This window comes from Gilliamella sp. W8123, from assembly GCF_016101085.1.
Lineage (GTDB): Bacteria > Pseudomonadota > Gammaproteobacteria > Enterobacterales > Orbaceae > Gilliamella > Gilliamella apis.
Genome location: NZ_JACFRE010000001.1, coordinates 182,639 through 205,179, shown reverse-complemented (window position 1 = coordinate 205,179; position 22,541 = coordinate 182,639). Strand labels below are relative to the sequence as shown.

The 22,541-nt window shown below is 34.7% G+C and carries 16 protein-coding genes; 8 read left to right on the top strand and 8 right to left on the bottom strand.

The features are described from left to right. Genes ybeY through rsfS form a run of 3 tightly spaced genes read right to left on the bottom strand, consistent with a single transcriptional unit; the run spans position 1 to position 1,271 of the window. On the bottom strand, positions 1-465 hold the full coding sequence (gene ybeY / locus H3T56_RS00930) for an rRNA maturation RNase YbeY (RefSeq protein WP_198191794.1): 465 nt from the start codon (positions 463-465) through the stop codon (positions 1-3). 13 nt (positions 466-478) lie between these two features. Beyond that, the gene (gene rlmH / locus H3T56_RS00925) at positions 479-949 is read right to left on the bottom strand and encodes a 23S rRNA (pseudouridine(1915)-N(3))-methyltransferase RlmH (protein WP_065651767.1); all 471 of its coding nucleotides are present in this window, start codon (positions 947-949) and stop codon (positions 479-481) included. A gap of 4 nt (positions 950-953) precedes the next feature. Then, positions 954-1,271, bottom strand: coding sequence for a ribosome silencing factor (rsfS, locus tag H3T56_RS00920; RefSeq protein ID WP_034902136.1), 318 nt, complete (start codon positions 1,269-1,271; stop codon positions 954-956). Between the two features lie 676 nt (positions 1,272-1,947). Between rsfS and H3T56_RS00915 the strand changes: the two genes are divergently transcribed. From H3T56_RS00915 to H3T56_RS00895, 5 genes are all read left to right on the top strand, one after another. Further along, the gene (locus tag H3T56_RS00915) at positions 1,948-3,186 is read left to right on the top strand and encodes a hypothetical protein (RefSeq protein WP_165601595.1); all 1,239 of its coding nucleotides are present in this window, start codon (positions 1,948-1,950) and stop codon (positions 3,184-3,186) included. A gap of 790 nt (positions 3,187-3,976) precedes the next feature. Next, positions 3,977-5,083, top strand: a complete 1,107-nt coding sequence (locus tag H3T56_RS00910) for a hypothetical protein (protein WP_065578637.1) — start codon at positions 3,977-3,979, stop codon at positions 5,081-5,083. A gap of 620 nt (positions 5,084-5,703) precedes the next feature. Then, positions 5,704-6,945 (top strand): hypothetical protein, encoded by a 1,242-nt coding sequence (locus H3T56_RS00905; protein ID WP_198191793.1) that lies wholly within the window; start codon positions 5,704-5,706, stop codon positions 6,943-6,945. A 702-nt stretch (positions 6,946-7,647) separates the two neighbouring features. Continuing rightward, the gene (locus H3T56_RS00900) at positions 7,648-8,943 is read left to right on the top strand and encodes a hypothetical protein (RefSeq protein WP_198191792.1); all 1,296 of its coding nucleotides are present in this window, start codon (positions 7,648-7,650) and stop codon (positions 8,941-8,943) included. Between the two features lie 385 nt (positions 8,944-9,328). After that, positions 9,329-10,864, top strand: a complete 1,536-nt coding sequence (locus H3T56_RS00895; protein ID WP_198191791.1) for a hypothetical protein — start codon at positions 9,329-9,331, stop codon at positions 10,862-10,864. A gap of 268 nt (positions 10,865-11,132) precedes the next feature. Here H3T56_RS00895 and cydC read toward each other — a convergent pair whose 3' ends face one another. The 5 genes from cydC to H3T56_RS00870 all read right to left on the bottom strand — a co-directional run bounded on the left by cydC (position 11,133) and on the right by H3T56_RS00870 (position 17,902). Continuing rightward, positions 11,133-12,764, bottom strand: coding sequence for a cysteine/glutathione ABC transporter ATP-binding protein/permease CydC (gene cydC / locus H3T56_RS00890; RefSeq protein WP_198191790.1), 1,632 nt, complete (start codon positions 12,762-12,764; stop codon positions 11,133-11,135). Beyond that, entirely contained in the window at positions 12,758-14,497 is a 1,740-nt protein-coding gene (gene cydD / locus H3T56_RS00885; RefSeq protein WP_198191789.1) for a cysteine/glutathione ABC transporter permease/ATP-binding protein CydD, read from the bottom strand. The genes cydC and cydD overlap by 7 nt, the downstream gene beginning before the upstream one ends. A gap of 15 nt (positions 14,498-14,512) precedes the next feature. Next, positions 14,513-15,466: a thioredoxin-disulfide reductase gene (trxB, locus tag H3T56_RS00880; protein WP_198191788.1), complete on the bottom strand. Its 954-nt coding sequence runs from the start codon at positions 15,464-15,466 to the stop codon at positions 14,513-14,515. Between the two features lie 511 nt (positions 15,467-15,977). Next, on the bottom strand, positions 15,978-16,631 hold the full coding sequence (locus tag H3T56_RS00875; RefSeq protein WP_034902787.1) for an NAD(P)H-dependent oxidoreductase: 654 nt from the start codon (positions 16,629-16,631) through the stop codon (positions 15,978-15,980). Between the two features lie 8 nt (positions 16,632-16,639). Then, a complete protein-coding gene (locus H3T56_RS00870; protein WP_034902784.1) occupies positions 16,640-17,902 on the bottom strand; it encodes an AmpG family muropeptide MFS transporter in 1,263 nt (420 codons plus the stop codon). A gap of 274 nt (positions 17,903-18,176) precedes the next feature. On the opposite strand from H3T56_RS00870, the gene H3T56_RS00865 reads away from it, so the two are divergent. The 3 genes from H3T56_RS00865 (at position 18,177) to H3T56_RS00855 (ending at position 22,407) form a co-directional block, all read left to right on the top strand. Continuing rightward, the gene (locus H3T56_RS00865; protein ID WP_198191953.1) at positions 18,177-19,166 is read left to right on the top strand and encodes a 2-hydroxyacid dehydrogenase; all 990 of its coding nucleotides are present in this window, start codon (positions 18,177-18,179) and stop codon (positions 19,164-19,166) included. A 55-nt stretch (positions 19,167-19,221) separates the two neighbouring features. Further along, a complete protein-coding gene (gene mltB / locus H3T56_RS00860; RefSeq protein ID WP_198191787.1) occupies positions 19,222-20,295 on the top strand; it encodes a lytic murein transglycosylase B in 1,074 nt (357 codons plus the stop codon). Positions 20,296-21,063: 768 nt separating this feature from the next. After that, a complete protein-coding gene (locus H3T56_RS00855) occupies positions 21,064-22,407 on the top strand; it encodes a hypothetical protein (RefSeq protein ID WP_198191786.1) in 1,344 nt (447 codons plus the stop codon). Positions 22,408-22,541 lie beyond the last annotated feature (134 nt).

Sequence of the window (22,541 nt, the reverse complement as noted above, 5' to 3'; positions counted from 1 at the left end):
TTAATCAATTAGTTGATAAGGGTTATCAAAACCTAATTGTGCCATGATGTCGATTTCGATATTTTCCATTTCTTCAGCTTCTTCGTCAAGGATATGATCATATCCTAATAAATGCAAACATCCATGAACAATCATATGTGCCCAATGTGATGTTAATGATTTATGTTGTTCGTTAGCTTCGATTTCAACCACTTGCTTACAAATCACTAAATCACCGAGTAATGGCACATCAATTTCAATTGGTGATTCAAATGGGAATGATAAAACATTTGTCGGTTTATCTTTATTACGATAAGTGTAATTAAGATGTTGGCTCTCTTCTTTATCGACAATACGTATAGTAATTTCGGCATTATCCATAAACTGCGGTAAGATCACTTCTAGCCATTGCATAATTTGTTGTTCTGTTGGTAGATTCTCATGATGCTCACAGGCAATTTGCAAATCTAAAATAATAGTACTCATTTTATTATCCGATCTATTCACGATGATAAGGATGATTAGCCGTTAAACTCCATGCACGATAAAGACTTTCAGAAACAATTACTCGTACTAATGGATGAGGCAATGTTAAAGGTGATAATGACCAACTTTGTTCAGCCGCCGCTTTACATGCTGGCGACAAACCTTCAGGACCGCCAATTAACAAACTGACATCACGACCATCGGTTTTCCAACGTTCAAGTTGTTTTGCTAAATCGTGGGTTGTATAAGGTTTGCCTGGAATATCCAGTGTGACAATGCGATTACCTTTGCCACATGCAGCTAGCATTAATTCACCTTCTTTATCTAAAATTCGCACAATATCAGCATTTTTAGTCCGTTTTCCTGCTGGTATTTCAATCAGTTCTAAAGGCATATCTTTGGGGAAACGGGATTGGTAATCATTAAAAGCAGTGGTCACCCAATTGGGCATTTTATTGCCAACAGCAATAAGCTGTATTTTCACGTCACTAACTCCAAAGTTTCTCGAGTTCGTAAAGTTGCCGACTCTGTTCTTGCATGATATGTACAATGACAGAATCCATATCAACTACCACCCAATCAGCATCATTTTGGCCTTCACTACCTAATACAAGATGGCCTTGTTTTTTTGCTTCATCAAGTAAGTGACCTGCTATTGATGCAACATGACGGTTAGATGTGCCTGTACAGATAATCATATAATCGGTAATACTTGATTTACCTCGAACATCAAGGGTAACAATATCTTTGCCTTTAAGGTCATCAATTTTATCAATAATAAAATCTTGTAATGATTGTTGCAAAATAATCTCTCTACTATTTTAAATAAAGCAGTAGTATAGCATATTTTTTCTAAATCGCCTTGAAAATAGTGTGTCTCAGCAATAGCCCTCTATATTTAAAAAGTCACAAAAATAATTTTATGGAGAGCTATTTTAATCAAAAAAAGTTGAGGAGAGAGGGTTTTTAAAAGGGAAAAATATGATTAAACCGCTTATCTCACTAATAATATTTACAAAAGTTAACAATTTAGCTTTTTAAATCAGTTGCATAGATTATTTTCAATCACTATACTTTTAGATGATTTTTAGCGCAATAATAGGCTGTTATTTAGTTAAATTAACTTAAAAAAGCCAAATAAAACATGGAATTACTTGACAAGGCTGTTGTTATGAACTATAATTTTAAACACCAAACACCAAACACCAAACCTGCCCAACTTATACTTTAAATTCATCTCGTTATTGCAATCAACGTTTAGTCTTTTCTAATAATTTATTTTTTCCTCGATTTTTAAGGTTATTTTTATTCTCGCCACTTTTTAGTGTTTTCGCCGTTACTTTAGTTTTATTCTTTTCATCAAGTAGTTATGCACTAACATCCCTAAGAGCCAGTACCGTCAAAGTTATTACCGGGAATTCTCCCTATATTATATTAGGTGATGGTTTTAACCCTTTAACTGATTTGCGTCAAATAATAGGTTTGAATTTTCCTAATGGTCAAGGTGGTTATAATTGGATAAGCGCCTGGGATGCCGGGGTTGCCATCAAAGCACCTCCCGGTATGCATTTTAATCAAGTCTTGTCCCATAGTGTCATCAGTGATGGTAATGCTCATCATATCCCTTCTCTTTATATTGGTGATGCAGATGGTGATGAAGCGGGTGGATATATATCAGGTTATCTAAAAGCGACATGGTATGAAAATGGCGTACAAATTCCGAATGATAGGTTAGGTAATGAATTATGGGGCTGCGGTGGGCCTTATAAATTAAGAGTAGAGGTTAGGGATATTAAAGCTAATACCCCTTATGGTGTACCGAATAATCGTTATTATGGTAATAGTTGGGTGGAATATACCGTCATTCCCTATAATCCCAGTATCTGCTATTTAAGACCAAATGATATGGACGATTATGGTGGTTATGACGGAAATGTATTTCATAACTTTTGGGGCTTTTCACGCTGGAGTGGTTTCCCGACCACGGGTTTTCAAAATGCGGCATTTACGTTAATAGGTGCAGGTGCAGACCAAAGTCGTTATCGCTGTTATTCACATAATGGGGGTGGCAAAATATGGTTATCGACCATCAGTGGTTATGGTGAAAACTGCACGGTTAATTATGCGGCAGAAAAAAAATGGCAATTTATTCAAAATGGTACGCCGGTAATAACTATGGAGTATTTTAACGGTCGAGATTGGTTTTGGATAGATAGTTTTACGATCCCGGTACCGAGTAAATGGCCATCGAAAGGAGGTAAACGTATGACATATACCAATGTTAAATCAGAAGCAAAAAAAGATTCAAGAGCATTCGAAAAGTTTACAGATAAACTGACTTTTTATGTATTAGATTATTGTACAGGAAGAGAACTTCCTCCTGATAATGTAGGACACTATAATCCTAACCGAGTGCGATTACATGAAGCATTGGATGACAACTTCCGTCAACAATATATGTATAAATCAGATGAAATAATAATGAAAAACCCCAATAGTAATGATGGTTGGGTTCGTTCAGTTGGTAATTTTATGGGAGAATGGGGGATGTTAAAGAAATATAACGTAGGATTGTGGGGAGATAGAGGAATATGGACAGCAGATAGAGGTGTAGACACAAAGTATACAAGTCCAGTTTATGTTGCATCATATGGTATTATTTATCATGATAATTGGACAGATATATATCATGCTATAGAAGCAGTTTGTCGAGGAGATTAATCCTATGATGTTACCATTGATAATCTGACAAATACAACGTAACAAATTGTACCTATCAATAAGTGTATAAATACAATAAGTTGCGTTCAACCTTTAACAAATCAGGCATCGAATGTAGATTGACTGCATAGCATATCTTTGAAGAGCGCACTTTTTAAACTCAAGAATTTGAGGAGAGGTGAAGGGTTTAAACAGAGCGTTAACAGCTTATCTCACTAATAATATTTACAAAAGTTAACAATTTAGCTTTTTAAATCAGTTGCATAGATTATTTTCAATCACTATACTCTTAGCAGATTTTAAGTACAATAATCGACTGTAATTTGCTCGAACAGACTTAAAAAATTAAATAAAACATGGAATTACTTGACAGGACTGTCGTTATGAGCTATAATGTTAAACACCAAACACCAAACACCAAACCTGCCCAACTTATACTTTAAAATCATCACGTTATTTTAATCAACGTTCAGTCTTTTCTAGTGGTTTATTTTTTCCTCGATTTTTAAGGTTATTTTTATTCTCGCCACTTTTTAGTGTTTTCGCTGTTACTTTATTTTTATTCTTTTCATCAAATAGTTATGCATTATCGTCTTATACAACTAATGTTATTCATGGTAGTGCACCCTATTTAACATTTGATGAAGGACAGACTAAAGTTACTGATACCAATCATTTATTAGCTATCCGTTTATCTGATGGGCGATTATTTACAAATGAATCAAATAATTCAACGGCGACTAATCCTATTGTATTAACTAATTTGGGTGAAAGCTTCGCTGATATAAAGATGTTTATACCAACCAATACTAATTCAATCCGATTAAATACACTTATTGGCGCGCCTTATAACTATTGGCGCGATGATGATGGCGATGGTCAGGGGAGTAATGGTATTTCAGCTACTGGTAATTTAACTTTAACTATTGTTGATAATAAAAATCAAGTAGTAGCACGTAATCATGTACTAAATATTTGCGAAGCACCATATAAAGTCACAATAACAAGTACTGATGGCTTATTAAATACTCAGTATGGCGTTCCTAATCGTAGCACTTTTAGCGCTAGTAATGCTACATATTACATTAGCCCTAAAGCTATGCCAACGATCTGTTTTGCTAAACCAGAGCTAAAGTCTGGTACAGGCATATATGCTGGACCTAAATCGATATGGGATCCTGAAAGGGGATTTCTAGTCCAATCAACTACTCCATCATCTTATGCACGAAATTTTCCAACTACTGGAGCAAATGGTTTATATTTTGATTTAAGTATTGGTGGTAGTTATGAACCTTTGAGTTGGTCTGTTACTAATAGCGGTAGCGGTATTAGTGCTGATGTGAAGTATTTAAATGAATCAGATACCAGTGTTGTTCGGGTCACCTTAACGGGTCCCTTTGCTATAGATGAAAAGATACTTGTTCCATCATTGCCTCAGACATTTGAGTTAATAGGTAAAGATAGTGATGATAATGATGTGGTGAAGTATGGTTTTCAGGTAAAAAAGTGGTTTATCAACCGAGGAAATGTAAAAGCTAAAAATGGTGACCAACGTTCGTGGTGCAAAAAAATTGGCTATCGTCTTGCACAAGTAAAAGATTTAACTAATGCTTCTTGTCAAGGAAAAAATGCTGATGATCGTTGTGTAGGTGCTGTCGGTGCGACGCCATTGTCACCTAATAATTATTATCAACGTATAATTAATGCAGGTTTTTTTTCGGAGTGGGGATATATGATTAAATATGATGGAGCTAACTTTTTTAATGACTATTATTGGACAGACGACACAAAAACGAATGGGGTTTATACTGGTATATTTGTGGTTTTTCCTGATGATGGAGACATTCATTATAGAAGTTTTAGCAAAAAAACTTATGCCGTCTGTGTTACACCTTAATGATTAATCTCTGATTAGCTTGCTAAAAACGATAAATAATACAGTTAAATAAAAAATGGTCGTTATTGCTTTGTATTTAATACACCCTATATCATCTATAGATGGTATGGGGTGTATTAAATAGTCACAATTCATAAATATGAGATATCTTTACATAAATTAACAATTTAGATTCTAAAATCAGTTGCATAGATTATTTTCAGTCACTATACTTTTAGATGATTTTTAGCGCAATAATAGGCTGTTATTTAGTCAAATTAACTTAAAAAAGCCAAATAAAACATGGAATTACTTGACAAGGCTGTTGTTATGAACTATAATGTTAAACACCAAACACCAAACACCAAACATGCCCAACTTATACTTTAAAATCATCTCGTTATTACAATCAACGTTTAGTCTTTTATAGTAGTTTATTTTTTTCTCGATTTTTAAGGTTATTTTTATTCTCGCCGCTTTTTAGCGTTTTCGCCGTTACTTTAGTTTTATTCTTTTCATCAAGTAGTTATGCACTAACATCCCTAAGAGCCAGTACCGTCAAAGTTATTGCCGGCAATTCTCCCTATATTATATTAGGTGATGGTTTTAACCCTTTAACTGATTTACGTCAAATAATAGGTTTGAATTTTCCTAATGGTCAAGGTGGTTATAATTGGATAAGCGCCTGGGATGCCGGGGTTGCCATAAAAGCACCGCCCGGTATGCATTTTAATCAAGTCTTGTCCCATAGTGTCATCAGTGATGGTAATGCTCATCATATCCCTTATCTTACTATAGGTGATGCAGATGGTGATGAAGGGGGGGGATATGTGTCAGGTTATCTAAAAGCAACATGGTATGAAAATGGCGTACAAATTCCGTATGATAGGTTAGGTAATGAATTATGGGGTTGTGGTGGGCCTTATAAATTAAGAGTAGAGGTTTGGGATATCCAAGCTAATACCCCTTATGGTGTGCCGAATAATCGTTATTATGGTAATAGTTGGGTGGAATATACCGTCATTCCCCATAATCCCAGTATCTGCTATTTAAGACCAAATGATATGGGTAATTATGGTGGTTATGACGGAAATGTATTTCATAACTTTTGGGGCTTTTCTCGTTGGAGTGGCTTTCCGACCACGGGTTTTCAAAATGCGGCATTTACGTTAATAGGTGCAGGTGCAGACCAAAGTCGTTATCGCTGTTATTCACATAATGGGGGTGGCAAAATATGGTTATCGACCATCAATGGTTATGGTGCAAACTGCACGGTTAATTATGCGGCAGAAAAAAAATGGCAATTTATTCAAAATGGTACGCCGGTAATAACCATGGAATACTTTAACGGTCGAGATTGGATTTGGATGGATAGTTTTACCATACCGGTACCGAGTAAATGGCCATCAAAAATGGGCAATGAGAGTAATTTTACCAATCAAGTGATTCTTGACGGTATGCACGAGCCTGGAGATCGAAATGTTTGGGATGGAGGTGCTGAACATGGACAATGGGTACATGTTCCTAAAACAATTTATTACATATTGGATTATTGTAGTGGCAGAAATAGTAACAATGTAAAACGCCGAACCCAAACATCGGAAGCGATGGATGACAATTTTCGCAGGGGATTGCTATATACGCTTGTAGAGCTTAAAGGTAATAATAATACACGAGGTTTTGTTCGTGGTTTAGGTAATTTTATGGGCGAATGGGGGGCATTGAAGAGTTATAATTCACTTTGGGGAGATAAGATATGGACAGCAGATAGAAATGATGCTTACAAGCCTTTTTATGTTCGAGTAGATGGATATGCTATTACACCAAGTATAAACCGTAATGGAGTGACAATTTCAGCCAATTCAATATGTCGTGGAGATTAATCCTATGATGTTACCATTGATAATCTAGCAAATATAACGCAACAAATTGTACCTATCAATAAATGTATAAATACAATCAGTTGCGTTCTGCCTTTAATAAATCAGGTATCGAAGGTAGAATTAACTGCATAGCATATCTTTGAAGAACGCACTTTTTAACCTCAAAAATTTGCGGAAAGGAGTTTTAAAAAGGTTAAAACAGTGCGTTAACAGCTTATCTGACTAATAATATTTACAAAAGTTAACAATTTAGATTCTAAAATCAGTTGCATAGATTATTTTCAATCACTATACTTTTAGATGATTTTTAGCGCAATAATAGGCTGTTATTTAGTCAAATTAACTTAAAAAAGCCAAATAAAACATGGAATTACTTGACAAGGCTGTTGTTATGAACTATAATTTTAAACACCAAACACCAAACACCAAACCTGCCCAACTTATACTTTAAATTCATCTCGTTATTGCAATCAACGTTTAGTCTTTTCTAATAATTTATTTTTTCCTCGATTTTTAAGGTTATTTTTATTCTCGCCGCTTTTTAGCGTTTTCGCCGTTACTTTAGTTTTATTCTTTTCATCAAGTAGTTATGCACTAACATCCCTAAGAGCCAGTACCGTCAAAGTTATTACCGGGAATTCTCCCTATATTATATTAGGTGATGGTTTTAACCCTTTAACTGATTTACGTCAAATAATAGGTTTGAATTTTCCTAATGGTCAAGGTGGTTATAATTGGATAAGCGCCTGGGATGCCGGGGTTGCCATCAAAGCACCTCCCGGTATGCATTTTAATCAAGTCTTGTCCCATAGTGTCATCAGTGATGGTAATGCTCATCATATCCCTTATCTTAGTATAGGTGATGCAGATGGTGATGAAGCGGGGGGATATATATCAGGTTATCTAAAAGCGACATGGTATGAAAATGGTGCAAAAATTCCGAATGATAGGTTAGGTAATGAATTATGGAGCTGTGGTGGGCCCTATAAATTAAGAGTAGAGGTTAGGGATATCAAAGCTAATACCCCTTATGGTGTACCGAATAATCGTTATTATGGTAATAGTTGGGTAGAATATACCGTCATTCCCCATAATCCCAGTATCTGCTATTTAAGACCAAATGATATGGGTAATTATGGTGGTTATGACGGAAATGTATTTCATAACTTTTGGGGCTTTTCACGCTGGAGTGGCTTCCCGACCACGGGTTTTCAAAATGCGGCATTTACGTTAATAGGTGCAGGTGCAGACCAAAGTCGTTATCGCTGTTATTCACATAATGGGGGTGGCAAAATATGGTTATCGACCATCAATGGTTATGGTGCAAACTGCACGGTTAATTATGCGGCAGAAAAAAAATGGCAATTTATTCAAAATGGTACGCCGGTAATAACCATGGAGTACTTTAATGGTCGAGATTGGATTTGGATGGATAGTTTTACGATCCCGGTACCGAGTAAATGGCCAGCGAAAATAAATCAAAACCTTCTTGAATTTACTAACCAGTTATCAGACGATATTAGCGATCCCGGAGATCGAGATGTTTGGCGTGGAGGTGGAGATCGTGGTGGACATTGGGAGCATATTCCCAAAACAACTTATAAAACATTAGATTATTGTCGTAACGATGACCACTCATCGCTCTTAAGATATAAAACAACAAGAGATGAAGCTTTAGATGATAATTTTCGTAGGGGATTGCTATATACACTAGAAGAATATAAAGGAAATAGTGATTGGAATCCAAATTTTATACGAGGAGTAGGCAGTTTTATGGGCGAATGGGGGGTATTGGGTAATTATAACTCTCTTTTTGCAAACGAGATATGGACCGCTTCTAAAACGGCTTATAATAGTCTTGGTGTTACACGTTTTTATCCGCTTGGTTTGAGACAAAATGGTCAGGTTGTATTCCATATGGGCGGCAAAAATCAAGGAAATTCTAATATTATTAATATGGCTATTTTTAACAAAAGAGCGATATGTCGTGGAGATTAATTCTATAAAGTTAATGATTGATAATCTGGCAAATACAACGTAACAAATTGTACCTATCAATAAACATATAAATACAATAAGTTGCGTTTAACCTTTAACAAATCAGGCATCGAATGTAGATTGCCTGCATAGCATATCTTTGAAGAGCGTACTTTTTAAACTCAAGAATTTGAGGAGAGGTGAAGGGTTTAAACAGAGCGTTAACAGCTTATCTCACTAATAATATTTACAAAAGTTAACAATTTAGACTTTAAAAGAAGTTGCATAGATTATTTTCAGTTACTATACTTTTAGATGATTTTTAGCACAAGAATAGGCTGTTATTTAGTCAAATTAACTTAAAAAAGTTAAATAAAACATGGAATTACTTGACAAGGTTGTCGTTATGAGCTATAATATTAAACACCAAACACCAAACACCAAACACCAAACCTGCCCAACTTATACTTTAAAATCATCTCGTTATTGCAATCAACGCTTAGTTTTTTCTAGTAGTTTATTTTTTCCTCAATTTTTAAGGTTATTTTTATTTTCGCCACTTTTTAGCGTTTTCGCCTTTACTTTAGTTTTATTATTTTCATCAAGTAGTTATGCATTATCGTCTTATACAACTAATTTTATTCATGGTAGTGCACCCTATTTAACATTTGATGAAGGACAAACTAAAGTTACTGATACCAATCATTTATTAGATATCCGTTTATCTGATGGAAGATTATTTACAAGGGAATCGAATAATTCAACGGCGACTAATCCTATTGAATTAGCTAATTTGGGTGAAAGCTTCGCTGATATTGAGATGTTTATACCAACCAATACTAATTCAATCCCATTAAGTACGGTTATTGGTGCGCCTTATAACTATTGGCGTGATGATGATGGTGATGGGCAGGATAATCTTGGCATTACTATTACAGGTAATTTAGATCTGAAAATTACTGATAAAGATAATAAGGACGTGTCCCGCAATGAAACGTTAGATCTCTGTAAAGCTCCTTATAAAGTGACATTAAGTAGTACTTCAGGAACTTTGAGTACAAGTTATGGTGTTCCCAATAGTAGTGATTTTATTGGCAATAGTGCGACCTATTATATTAATCCTAAGGTCATACCAAAGGTTTGCTTTGCTAAACCCAATATGGATAGAAGTAAAAATGAGTTTGCTGGTCCTGATTCAATGTGGGATCCTGAAAAGGGATTTTTAGTCCAATCAACTACTCCATCATCTTATGACAAAAATTTTCCAACTACTGGAGCAAATGGTTTATATTTTGATTTAATTATTAGTGGCAGTCATGAACCTTTGAGTTGGTCTGCCGTCCCTAATGATGGTAAAGGAGGTATTACTATTGATGTGGGGTATGATCCTAAAAAACCAGATACAAGTGTTGTTCGGGTCAAAATAAAAGGTTATATTGCGGATAATCGACAACGGAAGTCAGACTCTCCTTCCCATGTGAAAAAGCCAACATTACCTCAAACTTTTGAGTTAATAGGTAAAGGTAAAGATATTCACAATAATGATGTTGTTGTGAAGTATGGTTTTCAATTACAAAAGTGGTTTATCCTTCGAGGACAGGTATTAGGTGATTTTACGCCTCAAATAGAATGGTGCGATAAGATTGGTTATCGTGCAACTAAAATTAAAGACTTGACCAATGCAAAATATGAAGGCGTCGAAAGTGCCACACCTTTGTCGTCAGGTAATTATTTTCAGCGCCACATTGGTGCAGGTTTTTTTACAGAGTGGGGCACTATGCAAAGGTATAGTGGTGCTGAGTTTCCAGATATTTATAATTTTTGGCAAAACGATGAGTATAAGAAAAAACCGTATGTTGCGAGCCAGACAAATGGATTTATCCGTAACTACGCTGTCAAACATTTTGGTGATGGTGGTCATGTTCTTTGTGTTACTCCTTAAACTTGGTACCTATTTTTTAAGCAATAAGAAAATATTAACAAAATGTGGGTAAGCAATTATAGGATAGTTATTAACTAAAATATGGCTAATGAACTAATATTTGTTTAGAAATGCTAAAAAAGCACATTACAATACTCAATATTTTTTAAATATAGGCATTATATTAAATATCACTCGATAAATTAATCAAGTTATATTTAATATAAAAAATTGTGGATTAGAGTTTGAACTATGAGTATAACGATATTTTACATATATAATGCAAAAATTATAAGTTTATAATTCGATCAAACAACGGATTATTGGTTAATCTATGGGTGACCATTAGTAATGTTTTATTTTTACAGGTTTGTTTAATCAGCTCGATGATCTGATGTTCGGTTTGTTGGTCAAGACTTTCAGTTGGTTCGTCCATTAGGATCAGTGGTGAATTATGTAATAATGCTCGAGCAATACCGATACGACGAATTTCGCCGCCTGATAGAGCGCGCCCACCTTGTCCTAATGGTAAATTTAAACCTTGATCGTTCGCTAATAATTTTGATAGTTCAACTTGATGTAATACATCGATCAACTGTTGGTCAGATGCCTGTTGATTACCAATTAGCAAATTTTGTTTAAGTGTATCACTAAAAATAGTAATAACCTGAGGTACAACCGCAATGATTTGTCTAAGTGTGGTTTCATCGAGTTGATCAACCGGAATATCATTGATCAAAATTTTGCCGGAATTTGCTTCCCATGTGCGTGTAACTAAATTAAGCAGTGTTGATTTGCCACAGCCAGTTTTACCTATTAAACCAACATGTTGACCGGAATTAATAGTTAATGAAAAGTGACTTAAAATAGCAAAAGGTTGATTAGGATAACTAAAACTAATGTCATCGAATTGTAGTTTAGCAATAGATAAATCAATAGTTTTGCCTTGTTCAATAAATTTGATATCAGGTGTTTGGTTAAATAAGACTGTTGTGCGTGTTGCGGATGTTAATACCTGCCCTAAAAAGATAAATGCTCCTGGAATGGGCGCTAAAATTTCACTACTAGCCAAGCAAACAAAAACAAATAAGGCAACTAAAGGTGATAATGTGTATTGAGTAATCAACCACAGCACCAATAAAGTTAAAAAACCAGCAATCAACACGACGAGTGCACTTGATAATGCCATTAATGTTGATTGACGTTGTTGATGAAAAAGCCAGTCTGATTCAAGTTTATCTAGTTTTGTGCGGTAACGATGTTGCGCATTAAATAACGTTAGTTCAGCTTGACCTTGTAAATAATTAATTAATGACGCCCGATATTCACTTTGTTGTTTAGCTAATGTTTCTCCTAACTGTTTGCCTGCATGATAAAAAATGACAGGTATAGCAAGTAAGGTAATTGTTAACACGATAGTAATGATTAAGGCAATGGGTAAATTGATATAACTTAGTCCGACAAACAGCAACAAAATTATGACTAATGCTGTAACAATCGGTGAAAATAGTTTTAAATATAGATGATCAAGTGCATCAATATCGACAATAAAACGGTTAAGTAAATCAGCTTTTTGATATTGAGCTAATTGGTTAGCACTGAGTGGTAAAATCTTTCTAAATGCTAACGTTCTTAAATAAGCTAAAATTTTAAAAGTAGTGTTATGATCAACTAAACGCTCTACATAGCGTGATGCTGTTCGGGTAATTGCTGCTGCTCGTACACCAGCTGCAGGTAACATGTAATTAAAGGTATATAAACCGGCAACACTAACAACGGCTGTAGAGGCTAAAAACCATCCCGATAATGAGAGCAAAAAGATACTGGCTAATAGCGTAAGAATAGATAAACCAAGTCCAATAACAATTTGCCAAAAGTAGTGCTTATAAAGTGCAATATAAGGGAGTAATAGCGTTAGCATAAACTCTCCTTAATGGCGTTAATTTGTCCTTTTGACAGTTTCCAAACTAGCTCAAAATCATGCATATCATCATGTTGATGAGTTATGGTAATACTGTTAGTGGCAATATCATATGGTGCTAACAATTCTACTGTCTGTTTATCTAAACTTGCGGTTGGTTCATCTAGGATTAGTAATTGGCAAGGTTTTAGCATTGCTCTGGCGAGCGCTACACGTTGGGCTTGTCCTACTGATAATCGTACCGCATCTTCGCCGACCTGTGTCTCCACTCCCTCAGGCAGTTTAGCGATAACATCAGATAATTGTGCTTTGGCTATCACTTCATCAAGCTCATTAGTGGTTGCTGTGGGTTTACCAAGTAGAATATTTTCACGAATCGAACCGTTAATGAGATAAGGATTTTGGCCAATCCAACTGATTTGTTGTTGCCAACTCTTTAAATCTAAATGATTAAATTCAATACCATTAATTTTAAGTGAACCTTGATAAGGCAAAAATCCAAGTAATACTTGCATGAGCGAGCTTTTTCCTTCACCACTAGTGCCAATTAAGGCTAGTTTAAAGGGCGCATGTAATGAAAAGCTAAGTGGCCCAACAATTGGCAGAGCTTCATTGGATAGTACGATCAGATCTTTGGCTTCAATTGTTTTTAAAACTCCAATATCTAGATAATTGTTTGCTTGCAATTGGTTCAAGTTATTTTTTGGCTGAGCGTTATCAACTTGTTGCGGTAAATTTTTATTTAAAAAAGTTTCGATATTATCAGCAGCAGCAATAGCTTCGGCTTTAGCATGATAATAGACTCCGAGATCTCGTAAGGGTTGAAAATACTCAGGTGCTAAAATTAATGCAAAAAAACCAGCAAATAAAGTAACAGTTCCATTATAGGCGCCAAAATCAAATTCGCCTAAATAAGAAAAACCAAAATAGACTGCCACAATAGCAATTGAAATTGAGGTAAAAAACTCTAACACAGCAGAGGATAAAAAGGCCATTTTTAACACTTGCATGGTTTTAACTCGGAAATCTTCAGATGCTTGAGCGATTTCTTCCGTTTGTTGTTCACCTTGATTGAATAAACGAATGGTGTTAAGTCCTTTTAATCGATCTAAGAAATGGCCACTTAAATAAGCTAACGCTTTAAAATGGCGTCGATTAATGTCAGCTGCTCCCATTCCCACTAAAATCATAAAAATAGGGATCAGGGGGGCTGTGCAAAGCAAAATAATGGCCGCAGCCCAGTTGAAAGGGAAGATAGCAATACAAATTAATATTGGTACCATGCTGGCTAAACGCATTTGCGGTAAATAACGAGCAAAAAAGTCATGTAAATTATCGACTTGTTCAATAACTAACGTACTCCATGCTCCGGTAGTGCTTTGATTTAAATAAGCTGGACCAAACAATTCAAACTGATCGATTAATTTTTGTCTAATTTGCTTACGGATCTTTTGCCCTAAAGCAAAGTTAATCTTTTCACGAAAATAAATTAACGATCCTCGAGCCAGTAAAATGATAATTAAAGATAAAAAGTAAGGAATGACCGTCAAAAAAGACTGTTGTTCAATAATTAATCTTTGTAAAATAATCGCCAAAAAAGCTGCTTGAGCAATCATTAAAATACTTAACATAAATCCAGTCAAAACCGAAGCCCGTAAATCTGACTTGTGTATTTTGGTGTGTTGTTTTAACCAGTTAAGTAAATAAGTTTGGCGTTGTTTATCTAAAGACATATTATTTAGCTGATTCTATTTTAAATTATCTAAATAATGTTCAGCATCTAACGCTGCCATACATCCCGTTCCAGCCGATGTAATTGCTTGTCGATAAATATGATCCATAACATCACCGGCAGCAAAAATACCCTCAATGCTAGTTTGAGTTGCATTACCTTGAGTGCCTGATTGCACTTTTATATAGCCATTATTTAGTTCAAGTTGGCCGTCAAAAATAGCAGTATTAGGTTTGTGGCCTATAGCAATAAAAACGCCCATTACATTAATTTTTTCGCAAATATTGGGATCTTGGCTACTACGAATTCTAACACTTGTCACGCCCATATTATCACCTAGAATTTCATCAATAATTTGATGAGTATGCAATATAACTTTACCTTCTTGCACTTTTTCAGCTAAACGGTCCATTAATATTTTTTCAGCCCTAAAACTATCACGACGATGGATCAAATGAACTTCGCTAGCGATATTGGCTAAATAGAGGGTTTCTTCAACAGCAGTATTACCACCACCGACGACAGCAACTTTTTGGTTACGATAGAAAAAACCGTCACAAGTAGCACAAGCTGACACACCTTTACTTTTAAACGCTTCTTCCGATGGTAAACCAAGATATTGTGCTGACGCGCCTGTAGCTATGATTAATGCATCACAACTATATTCGGTATCACTACCAAAAAGTTTGAATGGTTTTTGGCTAAAGTCAACACGATCAATATGATCTAAAATGATTTCTGTATTAAATCGTTCTGCTTGTTGTTGCATTTTTATCATTAATTCTGGTCCGGTAAGTTCTGGATCGCCAGCAGGCCAGTTTTCGATTTCGGTGGTTGTAGTCAGTTGTCCACCTTGTTGTGTACCAGTAATTAATACTGGTGATAAGTTTGCTCGTGCAGCATAAACAGCAGCTGTATAGCCAGCAGGTCCTGACCCTAGTATCAATAAGCGGGCATGTTTGGTGTTCATGTTATATCCTTCTTTATTCTGATATTCTGGCTAATTTAAATACGGTTAGCGCAATTTATAGTTGATAAGTCTAACATTATCAAGCACTATCGTGCAAAAAAATTGGTTATCATAGCAATAGGTAGCATTGATAATTTGAATCGCTATTGAATTTTTTATTTCTTTATATTTTTATTTTTTTAATTAGGTTTTTCTTTATACGTTTTGCGTTGTTTATATTAATTTTTTAAGTTTTCAATTAGATCTTAAAAATTATTTTTTATTAAATAATGAGATCACACTCTCATAATAAACTGTGGAAGCTCTGCTTGCTAAAATAAGGTGAGTTAAAAAATTTTAAATTCTACCTAAAAAATATTAGTGATCCACAAATAGGTAATATTTTATCTGGTATTGAATTTATTTTGCAGTCGTTATCAACTGATGTTGAAATACTGTATACGTTGATGATGAGTTTTTAGGCTTTGATCTTCATGCCGCCAATTGGCGACAGAAGAGATTTTGTTATTGATTATGATAAATAAGTCGTCACATCTTGAAGTGACCAACGAATATGCGGTTGTTGCTCATTAACTCGATAACCAAATGCTAAACAGAGTCCAACTCCAAAAGTTTCACCACTAAACTGTGGAATATGTTTTTCTAAAATCTGGATGACTTTATCATGTTCAAATCCACCAATAGCACAAGAATCAATACCATGATAAGCCGCTGCTGTCATCATATTTGCTGCCGCTAAGTAATCTTGCATTTCTGACCAATGATTTACCGTTAAACCATTTGCTAAGCCAAATTTAGTAAAATTAATAAAATCTTGGCAAGCAATATCAATGGCGGTTTGATCATTTTGATTAGGTAACGTTCTTGCTACCGCTTGACGTAAATAATGACTTTGTGAAGTAAAGTTATTGGCTTTACGGTAAAGTATAATCACATAGTGTGAGCAACTAGTAACTTGCTCTTGGTTATAACAAGCAGCACGTAATTCAGTTTTAATATCTGCATTATCGACAACTACAAAATGCCAAGGCTCCATCCCAAATGAGGAAGGAGATAAACGACCAGCCTCTAAAATTGCTTCAAGATCTGTATGATTAATTTTTTTTGATTCATCAAACAGTTTACAAGCATGTCTAAACTCAAATGCTAGAGATAGTTTGTCCATAAAGTCTCCTAAGATTTTAAATTCCATGGCGCTACTTTTAATAATAACACCATACCAGGTATCGCTAACATCGTACATAAACCGAAAAAGCTTGTCCAGCCTAAATAATCAACCATAATTCCTGTTGTCGAATTAATAAGTGTTCGAGGAATAGAGGCAATACTGGTAAATAACGCAAACTGTGTTGCGGTATATAATGGATTAGTGGTCTTAGCAATAAAGGCAACAAAAGCAGCTGAACCAAGGCCAACACCTAATGCTTCAAATCCTATTACTAATGCTAATAAAATTTTTTGATGAGTATTAATCTCATCAAAAGGTCCTTCGATTGATAACCAAGCAAAACCTAAAATAGAGATAACTTGGACAAAGCCAAAACACCATAAAGCGCGATTAATTCCTATTTTTATCATTAATATACCGCCAAATAGAGCTCCCAATACACTTGGCCATAATGATGCATTTTTAGCAATCCAACCCACATCAAAACGGCTGAAGCCCATTTTTAGATAAAATGGGGTAGCTAAGGACGTTGCCATGCTATCCCCTAATTTATATAAAAAGATAAAAGCTAAAATCAATACGGCACTTTTAACACCTTGGCGTGTAATAAATTCACTAAAAGGTTTAATAATAATTTCATCCAAACTATGAGTCTTGGGAGTTTGATTGATTGGTTCTTTAACCAGTAATGTCATAATAATTGCTGGTAACATAAATAATGCGGTAATGAGAAAAACACTGTTCCACGGTAAATAACTTGATAGTATCAATGATAGTGAACCAGGTACTAATCCGGCAATACGATAAGCATTAGTATGAATACTATTACCTAATCCAAGTTCATTATCGAGTAACAATTCACGCCGAAAAGCGTCTAAAGCAATATCTTGGGTTGCTGAAAAGAGTGCGATAATAAAACAGATATTAGCTATTAACCAAATATTTAACGTAGGTGACAAAATACCTAAAATTGCAATCGAAAAGAGTAAAACTAGTTGTGATATAAACATCCAACCTCGACGTCGTCCAAGTTTTAATAGAGAAATATTATCCATAAATGGTGCCCAGAGAAATTTGAAAATATATGGCATCTGGGTTAAAGATAAAATCCCAATAGTTTTTATGTTGATATCTTCACTAGCCAGCCATGCAGGTAATAGTTGTATTAATAAATAAAAAGGCAATCCTGACGCAAAACCTGTGAAAATGCAGATTAGCATTTTTGTATTAAAAATAGTTTTGAAAATAGAATTTTGCGGGTTATTCATTACATAACATTATTGGTGAGTTTTTAGGGAAGTGCTATCATAGCATAATAAAAAAAAAAGTAATTGCTAAAGCCATCATAAAACGTTTTACTATATATGTAGATTTGTTGATGCCCAGTTTTCAAGGCTAAAATAGCCAATTAAATCAAAATAAATCAAAACTCAGCATTCAATGTTGTCAAAATTAGCATGTGACAATGTGTTTCAATCATCATTTAAAATCAAAACAATACATCAATTTATCTTAAAGGGAGTAGCCATTATGAAGAAAACTGTGAAAGTTGCTGTTTTTAGCAGTAAACATTACGACAAAGAACATCTAGAAATCGCAAATAAGCATTTTGGATTTGAAATTGAATATTATGAGCATAAATTAAGTCATAAAACAGTGGTTACTGCTGAAGGATATGATGCTGTATGTGTGTTTGTAAATGATGAAGTGGATAAACGGGTATTACAAAAATTAGCTCATTATGGGATTAAAATATTAGCCTTACGCTGTGCTGGTTTTGATAATGTCGATCTGGCTGAAGCTAAGGAATTAGGCATTACTGTAGTTCGTGTTCCTGCTTATTCGCCAGAGGCAGTGGCCGAACATGCTGTTGCATTAATGATGACATTAAATCGTAGAACACATAAAGCTTATCAACGTACACGTGATGCTAATTTTTCTTTAGAAGGATTGACAGGTTTTAATATGCATAATCGTACGGCTGGGGTTATTGGTACAGGTAAAATTGGTCAAGCTGTTATTCGTATTTTAAAAGGATTTGGCATGAATATTTTAGCTTATGATCCTTATCCTAATGATATTGTCGTTGAATTAGGTGCGCAATATGTTCAATTAGATGAACTCTATACTAAATCCGATGTGATCACTTTACACTGTCCTATGTCACCAGAAAATTATCATTTGCTCAATAAAGAGTCATTTAATAAAATGAAAAATGGTGTGATGATTATTAATACTAGTCGTGGTGGTTTATTGGATGCAACCGCAGCCATTGAAGCTTTAAAACAAACTAAAATTGGTGCGTTAGGCATGGATGTGTATGAAAACGAGCGAGATCTTTTTTTCGAAGATAAATCCAACGATGTTATTTTAGATGATGTATTCCGTCGCTTATCATCATGCCATAACGTGCTGTTTACTGGTCATCAAGCATTTTTAACCCAAGAAGCATTGTTAAATATTTCTGATACAACATTAAATAATATTGCTCAAATTGCAGAAGGGAAAGAATGTCAAAATATTGTTAAATAACAATAAATAATTTAATATGTCGCCGTTATTTTAATTAATTAAATATGGATGATTTATGCAACGTATCGTTATTTGTCTCATGATGATTTTATGGCTTGCTGCTTGTTCTAGTGGCGGTTCTTCTAAAACACCTATGCAGAAACATCGAGGGCATTCAGATGTAAAAGGTGGTGTTTATTTAGAGAAACAGCATGAACAGCCGAAACCTATTAGTGCACCTTTATCTGTTGATAAAGAAAAGTTTATTACCATGATGGTAAAAAAACATGGTTTTAATCGTCAACAGCTTCGTACAGTTTTAGAGCAGACAAACAAACTTGATTGGGTAATTGGTCTAATGGATAAGCAAGCACCTAAATCAGGCTCTTCAAATGTACCTAATGGCGCATGGATTCGGTATAAAAATAAATTCATTACGCCAAATAATTTGCCTAAAGGTGTCGATTTTTGGAATAAATATGACAAAGATTTACAACGAGCATATAAAGAATACGGTGTGCCCCCTGAAATCATTGTTGGTATTATTGGCGTTGAGACAGGTTGGGGCCGAGTAATGGGCAAAACAAAGATAATCGATGCATTATCAACGTTAGCATTCCATTATCAAAGACGATCACAATATTTTGCAAAAGAGTTGGAAGACTTTTTAATTATGTGTCGTGATGAAGGGGTAGATCCCTTTGATTTGAGTGGATCATTTGCCGGCGCTATGGGATATGGTCAGTTTATGCCATCGGCATTTAGAAATCATGCTGTTGACTTTAATCATGATGGTCATATTGATTTATGGGATCCAGTTGATGCGATTGGTAGTGTGGCTAATTATTTTAAATCACATGGTTGGCAACGCAATAAAAAAGTGGCGGTCATTGCTGATGGACAAGCGCTTTCTCTTGATACAGGTTTTAGTACCAAATATTCAATTGAGCATTTAGCTCAATCAGGATTAAAGCCAAAAAGTTCATTAGAAGGTCATAAAGAAGTTAGTTTGTTACGTTTAGATATGGGCGATAGTTATCAATTTTGGTATGGTTTACCTAATTTTTATGTAATTACTCGTTATAATCATAGTACACATTATGCTATGGCGGTATGGCAATTAGGATTAGCTGTTAAACAAGCCAGATAAAATAACGTTAAATCACAAAATTAAAGGCCGCAAAATGCGACCTTTTTTATTAATTCCAGTAAACTCTGTTCAAAATTTGAGGAGAGGGGTTTTTACAACTTTAAAATTAGTTAAATCAAAGCAAATAACTATTCAAGTTGTTGGTAAAAATACAATCAGTTCTTGCAATATTTTCTTTTACTGTTAAAAATAATTTTCAAGGCTTATGCTATTAAATTGCCCTTACAATCAAGGACATTAAGGATAGAAAATATCAAAGGCTAGTTTGTTAATATCTAATAAAAAACTGGTTAATCAAATAGTGGTTAATTTTCAGTATAATTATATTAATAAAATTTAACGAACGTTAAATAATCCTGGTAAAACTAAACCGTCTTTAATAATCAATCTTAAAAAGCTAAAATAGCTTAAGATTATCCTAATTACTTAGAATCAATATCAATTCATTCTGTATCAAAATAATTGTTTTTACAAAACTTAACAATTTTTAGACAAAAAATTGTTGCGTAGTTTTTCCTAATAATTATACTTCTTTAAATCACATAAAAAGTGATTAGATAGACTATAATTTAGTCATTTAAATAGGAAAAGTTTAAATTAAACATGAAGTTACTTGATGGGATTGTCTCGATGCGTTATAATGTTTAACACCAAACACCAAACACCAAACCTGTAAAACCAACTTTATTTTTAAGTTTATTTTTATCGAGTCCGCTCTATTTAGTTCCAGTACTACTTTTTTTATCGCTTCCATTTAGTAGCTATGCTTTGACTGCTAGTACAACAAATTTTATTCATGGTAATGCACCTTATTTAACCTTCGATGGTGGTCAAATTCGCGTTACTGATATGAATAATTTACTTGGTATCAGCTTATCTGATGGTAGAACTTATTCGCCAAATAATAATTCGGCGACCAATCCGATTGTATTGCCGGATATAAATGAGACATTAATTAATGTTAATATGTTAGTACCAACCAATGCGAATTCAATTGCATTAAATACACTTATTGGAGCACCCTATAATTATTGGGGGGATGATGATGGCGATGGTCAAGGTAGTAATGGTATTGCAGTTACTGGTAATTTAACGCTCACCATAACTGATAAAAATAATCAAAAAGTATCACGTAATACCGTATTAGATATCTGCAATGCACCTTATAAAGTTGTATTGAGTAGTGATGGCGGTACATTATCTACCCAGTATGGTGTACCTAAAAGTAGTGATTTTAGTGGTAGTAGTGCGACTTATTATATTAATCCTAAAGCCCCTCCAAAGCTCTGTTTCGCGAAACCTTCATTGAGATATGGTTCAAATACTGAGATTAGTGGCATAGACTTTCGTGGTCCGGCTTCAATGTGGGATCCGAATAAAGGTTTTATTGTGCAGTCTACAGATCCATTATCTTACGGTTTGAATTTCCCAACAACTGGTGCTAATAATCTATATTTTGATTTAGATATTGGTGGTGTAGGGGCATTGAGATGGGATTCGGTTACCCATGATAGAATTACCGCTACCATGACGCCTAATTCTTCGGGTACCTCTGTTCGTGTTACACTAACTGGCCCTGCAGCAAACGAACTTCAATGGCAATCAGATTCTCCCGGTATTATATATAGACCTTCTTTACCTCAGACATTCGAGTTGGTTGGTAGAGATAGTTTAGGTAATGCTATTATTAAATATGGTTTTCAATTAAAGCAATGGTTCATCAATCGAGGTAATAAAAGTTCTAATTATAGTTTAGCATTATCATGGTGTAACAGTATTGGTTACAGTGTACCTCAAGTTAAGGATTTAACTAATGCGGTTTGCTCAGGGCCATGGAGTGGTGATAACTGTCAGGGTGCTGTCGGAGCCATACCTTCATCTACTGGTAATTACTACCAGCGTCGAATAAATGCTGGATTTTTTACTGAATGGGGATACCTAACCAACTACATTGGTGCGGGTACAGGTCACTATTATTTGTATTGGACTAGAGATCAATCAGGAAGTGAGCAGTTTATTGTTTACCCGTATGGCGGGGATGTTTATATGTACAATCCAGCCATTAACTTTTACGAACCCTACAGTTTTTATGCTCTGTGTACTTCATCTTAGTTGTTGTTTCTCGAATCGAGATTGAATAACTAAAATAGAGTCAGGTAAAATTATTCTTGTTTGGGATAAATAGAGACGTCATATTAACCGCGCCAAATAAGAGCGGTTAATATTTTTGAAAACAGGGATTTTAA